This is a genomic window from Nitrospirota bacterium (genome assembly GCA_035516965.1).
In the GTDB taxonomy this organism is placed as follows: domain Bacteria; phylum Nitrospirota; class UBA9217; order UBA9217; family UBA9217; genus MHEA01.
On the sequence record DATIZR010000084.1, the window covers coordinates 18708 to 28676 of the forward strand.

Sequence of the window (9969 nt, forward strand, 5' to 3'; positions counted from 1 at the left end):
CGGTCGAAGGCTGCCTTTCTTTTTTTACGGACCGGTATTGTTTCCGGGTGTCTTTTGCTATAATGTGACAGTTATCGACACGAACCGGGGGATCATGAAGAGAATACTGCTGACCCTGTCACTGCTGATCGGTATGGTGCTGTCCCTGACAGGCCCCCTCGCTGCGGCCGACGGCTGCACGGACTGTCATGCGAACGCGGGCAGGATGAAAGACGCCGGGTATCCGCAGTTCACGGTCACGGCGGCCGAGGTCAGGATCCAGACGTTGATGACGGCGGCGTGCTCCGATTGCCATCTCGGAGATCCGCAGGCGAAGGACAAAGTTCGGGCGCACCAGGGGCTGCTCACCATGCGAGTCTTCAGCATGAAGGGAGACACGACAACGGGAGCCGGTATGAGCGGTTTTGACGGCAAGGACGGGAGATTCCCGGAGCCGCGCGGCGCGAGCAGGGCGACTACACTCGCCCCCATGGGGATTGCCGACAGCGGGACCCGGGACAACAGCGATTACCCGGCCATTCTGTACCACGACAAGAACCCCGATACCCTGGCATTCAATCCCGTCATTGCCGAAAAGACCTGTGGTAAATGTCATCCCGAACAGGTCAGGGGATTTCTCCGGACCGCCATGGGCGGGGGAAGCCGGGCCCACACGCAGAGCCAGTACGTTTTCTGGACGTCGGCAGCGGGTCCCCAGAGCTGCGGGCTCTGGCTCGGGAAACTGACCAGGCCGGACCAGGCCGGCTTCACGCCGGAGAATGTGAAAATCTACCGGCGTCATGCCACGGCTTCTCTCGCGGCAGATACGGCCTATGCCGTGCAGCGGAACTGCAACCAGTGCCACGTCGGCTGTCTTGACTGCCATTTCGGCCCGCAGAAAAAGGATGCGTCAAATCCCCGGAAGGGGCAGCACTCATTCGTCAGGAAGCCGGATGCGCTGGCCTGCTACGGCGGCGGACGTTCGTTCAGCTGTCATGCCGGGCCAATGGAGCGGCGGCGGGGCGACGGATACCTGCGGGGTGAATTCACGCAGGCGAGCGAGCAGGGGAAGCGGGCGCTGAAGGATATGCCCGACATCCATGTCAGGAAGGGCGTTGCCTGCATAGACTGTCATGAACAGAATGCCGGGACCACCTTCCATGCCGACCTGAAGCGGCAGGGCGGATGCGTCAACTGTCATCCGAAGACTGTAGCGAACCATGCCACGGGTATTCACCGCAAAGTGGACTGCGCCGCATGCCACACGACGCTTATCGGAGGGTATGCCTTTAATTTCTGGACCCTGGGAAGCGATCACGGGAAGGAAAATCCGGTCATGAGAATTCAGGACTACTACACGGATGCCATGCCGCCGATCCTTGTCAGGAATCCCAGCGGCATCTGGATCCCGGTCCATGTGGTGCCGCACACTTCGGGGAATGTGAAGGCGGGGGAGGTGAAGCTTTCGAAGGGACTGGTCTTCCGGAACCGGCCAGATGCGGCCGTCGAACGCCGCTATCCGTCGAATGACTCCTTTGCCGTCACCGGGCTGGTGAGGAACATGGACAGCAAGGACCGCGATACGATGGTCTGGTTGAACGTCGACCGCGTAGCGCACGCGACGGGCCGGTCCCGGCCGTGCGGGAGCTGCCACGCCTCCACGACGCAGAAGGTGACGACCGGCTTCAGCGGCGGCTCCTACCGGGACGTCAGGGATGGTTCCTATTCGATCATTGCCGATGGAAAAGGGCTGCGAGTCGCGGATTTCAAGGGGCCCGGCGGGGGACCTCCTCCTTCAGGGCTCGCGCCCCTCTTGACCAAGTGGGGCGTGAAGGGCGACTTCAGTCTGCCGCCTATCAGGGAAAAGAACCTGTACCGGAAGCTCGAGCAGGACTACCGGGCGGGCATCTTCGAACATTAGCAGGCCTGCCGTCACGGCAGGCAATCACGCGCGGAACAGGAGCTCCCGTTGAAACACTTGCGAATTCAGATCCTGATGGGGCTGGGGCTGATTGTCCTGTCCGCATCGCTCTATGTCATCCAGATCCGGCTCTTTCATTCCGCGCGGGACACTTTTTTTTACCTGTTCCAGGACCTTGCCTTCGTGCCGATCCAGGTTCTGCTCGTGACGGTCATTGTGGACCAGGTCCTGCGGATCAGGGAAAAGACGGCCATGCTGAACAAGCTTAACATGGTGATCGGGACGTTCTTCAGCGAGGTCGGGAACCGGCTGTTGAGATCGCTCGCCGGGTTCGATCACCAGGATGAGCAGGTGAGGCAGAACATGATCGTGACCAGGGACTGGACGGACCAGCGGTTTTCCCAGGCGGCACAGGAAGCCTCCCGGCTGGATATCCGGCTGGACCACGCACGGAGCGATCTGAATGAACTCAAGGCATTCTTGGCCTCAAAACGGGATTTCATGCTGCGCCTGCTGGAGAACCAGAACCTGCTGGAGCATGAAACTTTTACGGACCTGCTCTGGGCTGTCTTTCACCTGACCGAGGAATTGGAAGCCCGGAAAGACCTCTCGCACCTGTTCCGGGCCGACGGCGAACATCTCGCCGGAGACATGACGAGGGCTTACGCGATACTGATCGTCGAATGGCTTGCCTACCTGAAACATCTCAAGAACGAGTACCCTTACCTGTTCTCGCTGGCCCTGCGCACGAACCCCTTTGACCCGTCGGCATCGCCGGCCGTGAAGTAGATAAGAAGTTTTTTAAGGATGGGTGTACGGGAAGAATCGGGGAAGACCGTCAGAACATGAGGCTCGGGCATGCTCCGCCAGGCCCGCAGGCCATGCCCGGCGAAGAGGCGGCGACGTTTACTTCTTGAACTCCACCGGATCGCCCTTGACCATGACGTCGGTGCTCTTCCGGACCACGGCCGTCGCTGTATGTTCCTTGACGAGGAAGACCAGCGCTTCCCCGATCACGCTCCGGGGAAAGTTTTTCTGGAGGGGCCGCGAATAGACGAGGAACCGGTCTCCCGGCTCAACACCGTCTGCGCTTCCCTTGTCGAGGTATACGATATCGGTCTCCGCGCTGATGGTGCGGCCGTCCACGACTTCAAGAATGTACCCCGACAGGTCCTTCGTTTTTGCCGGTGCCGTTCTCTCATAGAGCAGCACCGGTTCTTGATAGGGGGTCAGCCTGCTGCCCTTATCCGCGTAATCAAAGGAAAGGGTGATCCGGCCCGTATAGAACTCTCCCTTTTCCTTTGACACTACCTGGAGTATGCCGAGGACCTTGATCAGCCGGCCGAATTTCCTGCCCGTGACCGGGTGTTTCACCTGCTCGAGTGGCCTGAAGATCAGGAACCTGTCGCCCACCGCGGCAGGCTCTTTCGATGCGATGCTGATCAACACGAGATCGTCATAGCCATAAATGGTCTTTCCCTCTTCTGATCCGACGATCCTCCCCCGGTCTTCCTCCTGGTTCACGAAACCCGCGTTCAGCATCGAATACTTGTCGACGAGGGGCAACTGCTCTTCCTCGGGAAGGACCAGGCGGGACATCTGCGCTTCCTCCGCGGGTGCTTGCTCTGCGGCTTTGGCCTGGCTTGGTTTCACGACGGCTGGCGTTTCCGCAGGGGAGGGCGCGGCCGGTGCGGGCTGTTCCCCGAGCTGCTCCTGGACGGCAGCAGACGGTGACTGCATCGCCCGCTCGATGGGGGCGATGCCCGGTATCGTCAGCGTGTTCCCGGGATAGATCAGATCGGCGTTCTGGATGGACGGGTTGGCCTTCCAGAGGAAGGGCCACAGGTAGGGGTCTTTCAAGAAGGTGTTCGAGATGTCCCACAGCGTGTCCCCCCGCTTTATCGTGTAAGCCTTCTCCCCCGCGCCAGGTGTCGTCGTTGTTTCCTGCGGCGCCTCCGTCTTTCCCGCCTGCGCCGGAATCACAACGGCTCCAGCTTCCTGCTTCGGCGCGGCCGTATCAGAGGGCTTTGAGGTTAGCTCTTCGCCCGCCGCAGGTCTCTCAACTCCTATCTGCTTCTGTTCCGGAGAGGGTGCTGAACCCGGCTGGGCCTGATCCTGCGAGAACGCCAGGGCGGGCATGAGTGCGACGATAAGCACTATGAGGGCCCGGCGGATGAGGGCGAAGGGACTGCTGGTCATTCCTGCCTCCTTGGTTTCTGTTTGGTTTTCTTCGGGGTCTTTTTCTTAGCCGCGGGAGCCTTTTTCCCGGGAGACGTGGTGGTGGGTTTGGAATCGACGGCGGGCTGGAGCGCATTCTTTGCCGCCTGGCGTTCTTCCATGGCCTGCAGCCTTGCGGCCAGGGAGCTGACCGCCGCATTCGATTCTTCGAGCCTGGCCCGGGTCTCGTTTTGGAGGCTCTGAAGTTCGAGGAGCTGTTTCTGGAGGATGGCGACTTCTTCGGTGAGCGGGTCTGGTTTCGGCGGCTGCTTGGGCGCACAAGCCATGATGAGGAGCAGCGAGAGTACGGCCAGGATGCCGGCGCAGTATTTCATCGAAGACGGGCCCCCCTTATGAATGGTGCGGTTCGTTCCCTTCCGCGTCCTGCCGCCACACCTGCCCGCGGGAGGTGATGCCTGGCTCGCATGGCTGCTTTAAGATAGCCGAGATGCGTCTTGGTTGTCAAGAGAATTCCGAGAGAAACCTTGCTTTTAAAGGGTCTTTTTGGTATTCTGCCGATGCCATGATGACCGAGCAAAAAGAGGGGCCGTCGGGGATCAGGAGCCTGCTGTATCTTCTTGGCTTTGTGATCCTGACGGCGCTCGCCATCGTCCTGCAGATCAAGTACCGCGGGTTCGAAGGGCCGCTGTCCGACAACATCCTGATCATCATCCTGATCAACGCCAATTTTCTGCTTCTCGTAACCGTTATCTTCATGACCGCCCGGAGCCTGTGGAAGCTCTCGATCGAACGCCGGCGCGGGGTGCTCGGCGCCCGGTTCAGGACGAAGCTGGTTGCGGCCTTCGTGAGCCTGTCATTCATTCCGCCGGTGCTGCTCTTTATCATCGGGAGCGGGATGTTCACGAAGAGCATCGAGCGGCTCTTCAGCCTCAAGATCGAGAATTCGCTCCAGGACTCGGTTTCCGTGGCGCAGTCGTATTACGACCGGCTGCGGTCCGAGGCGAACCAGTTTGCTTCGCAGATCAGCGTGCAGATGACCGAGGAGCGAATCCTGGCCCGGTTCGATACGCCGGTCCTCAAGGACTACCTGCAGCGGAAGGCGGACGAGTACGGCCTGGGGTCGGTCGAGCTCTTCCTTGCGCCGAAGGAGCGCTCCGTTTCCGTCGTGACCGGGAAGTTTCCCTCTCGCGCCTTTGCCGCCACATCTTTCGACCTGGCTGCACGCGCCTTCGCCTCCGAGAAAGCGTCCGTCGTCGTGGACCTCGGCAAGAAAGGGGAGATCGTCCGTGCCGTCGTGCCTGTGTTCGCGACTCCCGACGACCGTCAGGTCGTGGCTGCGGTCGCCGTCAGTATCTACGTTCCCGAGAGTCTTGCGTCAAAGGCCGAAGGCATCCGGGCCGGGTACGAGCAGTACCGCTCCTCGTTCAAAGGCAAAGAGCCGCTCAAGCTGTCCTACCGGCTTGGCTTTCTGACGGTGACCCTGGCGCTGCTGCTGGCTGCCATCTGGGTTGCCCTGCGCGTCGCCGCCGGCATCACCGTCCCGATCCGGAAGCTGGCCGAGGGGACCGCCGCCGTCGCCGCAGGCCGCTTCGACTACCGCATCGATGAAACCACGGGCGACGAGGTTGGCATGCTCATCGATTCTTTCAACAAGATGACGCACGACCTCAAACAGTCTCGAGAGCAGCTCGAGCACGAGGTATCCTATAAGGAAACGATCCTCTCGAACGTCGAGACGGGCGTGGTGTCCATGGACAGGACGGGCAGGATCACGACCATCAACCGGGCAGCCTCGGAGATCCTTGCCGCGAACGAGGCCGATGTGCTCAACAAGCGGTATGACGACGCCTTCGCGTTCATTCAGCTCGATCCGATCAGGGCGCTGTTCCGGAAGCTCGAAGAAGGCCGGGGCCGCGCCGAGTCCGAGATCGAGCTCACGGTCCGTGGCCGCGTGCTGACGCTCCGGACGCGCGTCTCTACGCTGAGGGACGGCGCCGGCACTCCCGTGGGATCGGTGATCACCTTCGACGACCTGACGGAACTTATCCGGGCGAAGAAGGCCGAAACGTGGCAGGATGTGGCGCGCAGGATAGCCCATGAGTTCAAGAACCCGCTCACGCCGATCAAGCTTTCGGCCGAGCGGCTGCGGAAAAAGCACGCAGAGGGGGCTGCAGACTTCGACGCCGTATTCGATGAATGCAGCAGGACGATCGTGCAGGAGGCGGACGGCCTGCGAAAGCTCGTTGACGAGTTCGCGGATTTCGCACGCATGCCGGGCTCCAACCCGGTGCCCCAGCCGCTTGTGCCGGTGGTCGAGAGCGCGGCCCAGTTGTACGCCTCTGCGCACCGGGACATCACGGTCATCAGGGACCTGGCCCCCGGCATGCCGGAGGTCATTCTCGATGCGGAACAGATAAAACGCGTATTCATCAACCTTCTCGAGAACGCGGTCGAGGCCATGGGAGGCAGGGGCAGGATCTGGATCACGTCCCGGATGACCGAGGGCGCCATGGCGCAGATCGAGGTCGCCGACGAGGGGCCGGGAATAGCGCCGGAGGACCTTCCGAGGCTGTTCCAACCCGATTTTTCCCGCAAGAAGAAAAAGAGCGGCCTCGGCCTTGCCATCGTGCTTCGCATCATCAAGGACCACGGCGGATCGATCCGCGTAGAACAGAACGCTCCCCGGGGAGCGCGGTTCGTGATCGAGCTGCCGGTGTCGGTCAAGGCAGAAGAAGTACCGAGCGCATAGCCCGCCGTTCGTTCACCGGACGAGTTTTCCGGGTGCGGTGCCGGATAGCCGGTCCGGGGGCCGTCACCGCGAATGCCGAGACCTGAACCTTACCCGTGCCTGAAAGGGGATACCATTGGATACTGCATCAACAATACTGCTTTCCGTCCTCGCCCTGTTCCTGATCGTGAAGCTCTTCGGCGTTCTCAGCCGGCTGGGGATCAAACAGGTTACACCCCGCGAACTTGACCAGAAAAAGGGGATGGTACTTCTCGACGTGCGCACAAACAAGGAGTACGAACAGGGGCACATACCCGGTGCGGTCCACATCCCGCTGTCCGAGATCGGCGACAAGATCAAGAAGCTCAAGAAGGACAAGGAACTTGTGGTCTATTGCCGGAACGGGAGCCAGAGCATCTGGGCCATCAAGCGCCTGATGGGCATGGGCTATAAGAACCTCGCGAACCTGAAAGGCGGCTACCATGCCTGGAAAAGAGCTCATCGCTGAACTCACGGGGGACTACCGGAAGAAGCGGCCCCGAATCGCCGCAAGGCTCGCGGAGTTCAAGGCCGTCTATGAAAAAGGGGACCGCGCCATCTTCGAGGAGCTCTGCTTCTGCATCCTGACGGCCGGGAGCAGCGCGAAGATGGGAATGCGCACCATCGAAGCGCTCAGGGACATTCTCCTCACCGGAAGTGAAAGGGAGCTGCAGCAGCGCGCGAAGGCCCATCGCGTCCGGTTCTGGCGGATCAGGCCCTCGTACATAGTCGCCACCAGGGAATATCTCCGGGATGCCTGCGGGATGAAGCTCTCGCGGCTGATAGAAGCGTTCGATTGCCCGCAGGCGCGGAGGGATTTTTTTGCGAAGAACAAATCCGTGAAAGGGCTGGGATACAAGGAAGCGAGCCACTTTCTCCGGAACATCGGCTTTCCCGGCTACGCCATCCTGGACAAGCATATCGTCAACAGTCTCCGCGAACTGGGCGTGATCAGCAGGGGAATGCGCCCTACGTCCCCGGCGAGATACCTCGCGATCGAGAGGCGGTTGGCGCAGTTCGCCGCGGAGATCGGGATCGATATGGACCATCTCGATCTGCTCCTGTGGTCGCGAAAGACCGGGGAGATACTAAAATAGGATGCCATGCGCGGGATCGGAATGAATAAAATAATTCTTGCCGTGACTTCGGCGCTGGCCGTGTTCCTTGCCGGCATCAGTGCTTCTGCCGGAGAGTGCCATTACACCGACCGGGATGGCGCGGTTCACTTCGTCAATGACATTTCGCAGGTGCCGCCCGAATACCGGCATCAGGCAACGAATGCCGCATCCCTTCCTGATGCGAGCATCGTCGGTCGTCCCGGTCCGGCCAGGAGCGAATGGCCGCGGGACCCGATCTCCCCTGACAGGCCCGAGCGAAGAAAACAGCCCTTTGACGGCACGGTCGAAGTCTTCATGACGTCGTGGTGCGGATACTGCAAGAAGCTAACGACATTTCTCGACAGCAAGGGGATTCGCTATAAGACGTTCGACATCGAAAAGGACAGCGCAGCGAACAGGACCTATAAGGAGCTCGGAGGACGCGGCGTTCCCCTTTCCCGCATCGGGGGAGTTCTGGTGAACGGATACAATCCTAGTGCGATTCTGAAAACCATCGAAGACCAACAATAAGGTTGCTGGAATACAGCGGGCCGCGCCCTGCGGTCGTCCGCGGCAGGAACGGCAGCGCAGGGTGAGGGGCGGGGTCACGGAGCAAAGGAAGAGCCATGAGCGATAGAGGACTGAAGAAGGCGGTCATCATTGGCGCAATCATCGGAGCTGCCTTCACGCTCGGGACCGCCCTCGGCATGGATGTGTTTTTTTCCGATAAACTGCAGGGCACCTGGCGCGATGCAGCAGCAAAGGACGTGACAAAAATGTTCGGGCCCTCCTGCGGGAGGAATTATTTTGCGGTTACGCTGGTCCTGACCGTCGTGATGGGATTCCTGGCCGGATTCGGCGCAGTGCTCGGTGCCGCGGCAGGCGCGATCATGAACCGCTTTTTTAAATTGATCTTGAAATGACCAAGTCCACGACGGGATTGTCAATCATTGAACAGTGGCATCAGGCGTGTGAATGGACACTGCTCCTTCCTGTGGTTCTCTTGACAAGAGGCGATCTAAGATCAACGCATCCTAGACGGACGCTCTCGTTGAAGGGAGCGTCTGCTGCAAGCTTCGCTCAGCATCAAGTCGAACTGCGATATCACGTCCTGCGGTTTCATCCCGATCGTGATCGGGAGCATCACATCAAAGATGACCTGAAGTGGCCTGGTACCATTCGACGGTTCTGGACAAGCTGCGGAACAGGACGCCGACGGGTAAGTGTGCCTCCTGCAACAGTTACAGAGACTGCGTGGGCGGCTGCAGCGCACGGGCACTCGCGCCCCACTACGGGCAATCATAAACCTGCAAGAGCTCTCGTCGTCTATCAGGCTTTACTGGGACATCGGCCCGTCTCCGTCCGTCCCGGTCTCCGATTACTGCAGAATTGCAGACGAAATTGCATGCGGCAAGATCCTAGGCCTGCAGATAACGGGAACCCTGAAGCCTCAGCTCTTCCTGCCTCACCATCCTCGATACGCTCAAACGGCAGGCTGTCGCCCTGTCCCTGGTCGCGCCCAACACCGCCCCGATGCTCATGCCCCCAAGCTTCTCCGGCGGTATCGGGTCAAGGTCGTGATCGCGCAGACCGCATCGGTCGATGACCTTGGGATAATCGCGGAAATGGAGACGAACTTCGCGGGGAAACCGACAGTCGGAATCTCGTTCTCCGGCAACAACGGTTAGTGATGTCCCACTCTCTGCAGAAGTCCAGTACCCGTGGCAGCTCGCTGAAATCGCATCTTGCAACGAAACAGTCGCTAAATAATATATTAAAGTTCCGCCATGATATGACGATAAGAGTAGTGCAGCGGCCGTAGGAAATTAAGTAAGTGACTGGAAACGAGAGAAAAACAGGAGGGAGTATGAGGCTCCACAATCAAAAAGGTTTCACGCTCATCGAAGTGATCGTAGTCGCAGGCATCATTGCCGTGCTCGCCGGTATACTTGTTCCCCTGATCTTCAAGGAGATCGACGAATCAAAAATAGCCAGGGCTTCGGCAGACGTTCGTTCCATTTCAAATG

Annotated in this window: 10 protein-coding genes; 7 read left to right on the forward strand and 3 right to left on the reverse strand. The window is 59.9% G+C overall.

Annotated features, from left to right (window positions below):
- The first annotated feature begins 94 nt into the window (after positions 1-94).
- Positions 95-1900 carry a cytochrome c3 family protein gene (locus tag VL197_12650; protein HUJ18829.1) on the forward strand — a complete coding sequence of 602 codons (1806 nt, stop codon included), beginning with the start codon at positions 95-97 and terminating at the stop codon, positions 1898-1900.
- 57 nt (positions 1901-1957) lie between these two features.
- The gene (locus tag VL197_12655) at positions 1958-2689 is read left to right on the forward strand and encodes a hypothetical protein (GenBank protein HUJ18830.1); all 732 of its coding nucleotides are present in this window, start codon (positions 1958-1960) and stop codon (positions 2687-2689) included.
- A 117-nt stretch (positions 2690-2806) separates the two neighbouring features.
- On the opposite strand, the gene VL197_12660 is transcribed toward VL197_12655, so the two are convergent.
- Positions 2807-4099, reverse strand: coding sequence for a LysM peptidoglycan-binding domain-containing protein (locus VL197_12660; GenBank protein ID HUJ18831.1), 1293 nt, complete (start codon positions 4097-4099; stop codon positions 2807-2809).
- Positions 4096-4452, reverse strand: coding sequence for a hypothetical protein (locus VL197_12665; GenBank protein ID HUJ18832.1), 357 nt, complete (start codon positions 4450-4452; stop codon positions 4096-4098). The genes VL197_12660 and VL197_12665 overlap by 4 nt, the downstream gene beginning before the upstream one ends.
- Positions 4453-4640: 188 nt before the next feature.
- Here VL197_12665 and VL197_12670 point away from each other — a divergent pair, with 188 nt between their 5' ends.
- The 5 genes from VL197_12670 (at position 4641) to VL197_12690 (ending at position 8865) form a co-directional block, all read left to right on the forward strand.
- Positions 4641-6827 carry an ATP-binding protein gene (locus tag VL197_12670; protein ID HUJ18833.1) on the forward strand — a complete coding sequence of 729 codons (2187 nt, stop codon included), beginning with the start codon at positions 4641-4643 and terminating at the stop codon, positions 6825-6827.
- A gap of 115 nt (positions 6828-6942) precedes the next feature.
- A complete protein-coding gene (locus VL197_12675) occupies positions 6943-7314 on the forward strand; it encodes a rhodanese-like domain-containing protein (GenBank protein ID HUJ18834.1) in 372 nt (123 codons plus the stop codon).
- Positions 7289-7942, forward strand: a complete 654-nt coding sequence (locus tag VL197_12680; GenBank protein ID HUJ18835.1) for an N-glycosylase/DNA lyase — start codon at positions 7289-7291, stop codon at positions 7940-7942. Before VL197_12675 ends, VL197_12680 begins: the two co-directional genes overlap by 26 nt.
- Positions 7943-7963: 21 nt before the next feature.
- A complete protein-coding gene (locus VL197_12685; protein ID HUJ18836.1) occupies positions 7964-8473 on the forward strand; it encodes a glutaredoxin domain-containing protein in 510 nt (169 codons plus the stop codon).
- A 95-nt stretch (positions 8474-8568) separates the two neighbouring features.
- Positions 8569-8865, forward strand: a complete 297-nt coding sequence (locus VL197_12690) for a hypothetical protein (GenBank protein HUJ18837.1) — start codon at positions 8569-8571, stop codon at positions 8863-8865.
- A 495-nt stretch (positions 8866-9360) separates the two neighbouring features.
- Here the strand turns inward: VL197_12690 and VL197_12695 are convergent, their stop codons facing one another.
- Complete coding sequence (locus tag VL197_12695) at positions 9361-9483, reverse strand: hypothetical protein (GenBank protein HUJ18838.1); 123 nt, start codon at positions 9481-9483, stop codon at positions 9361-9363.
- Positions 9484-9969: the final 486 nt, after the last annotated feature.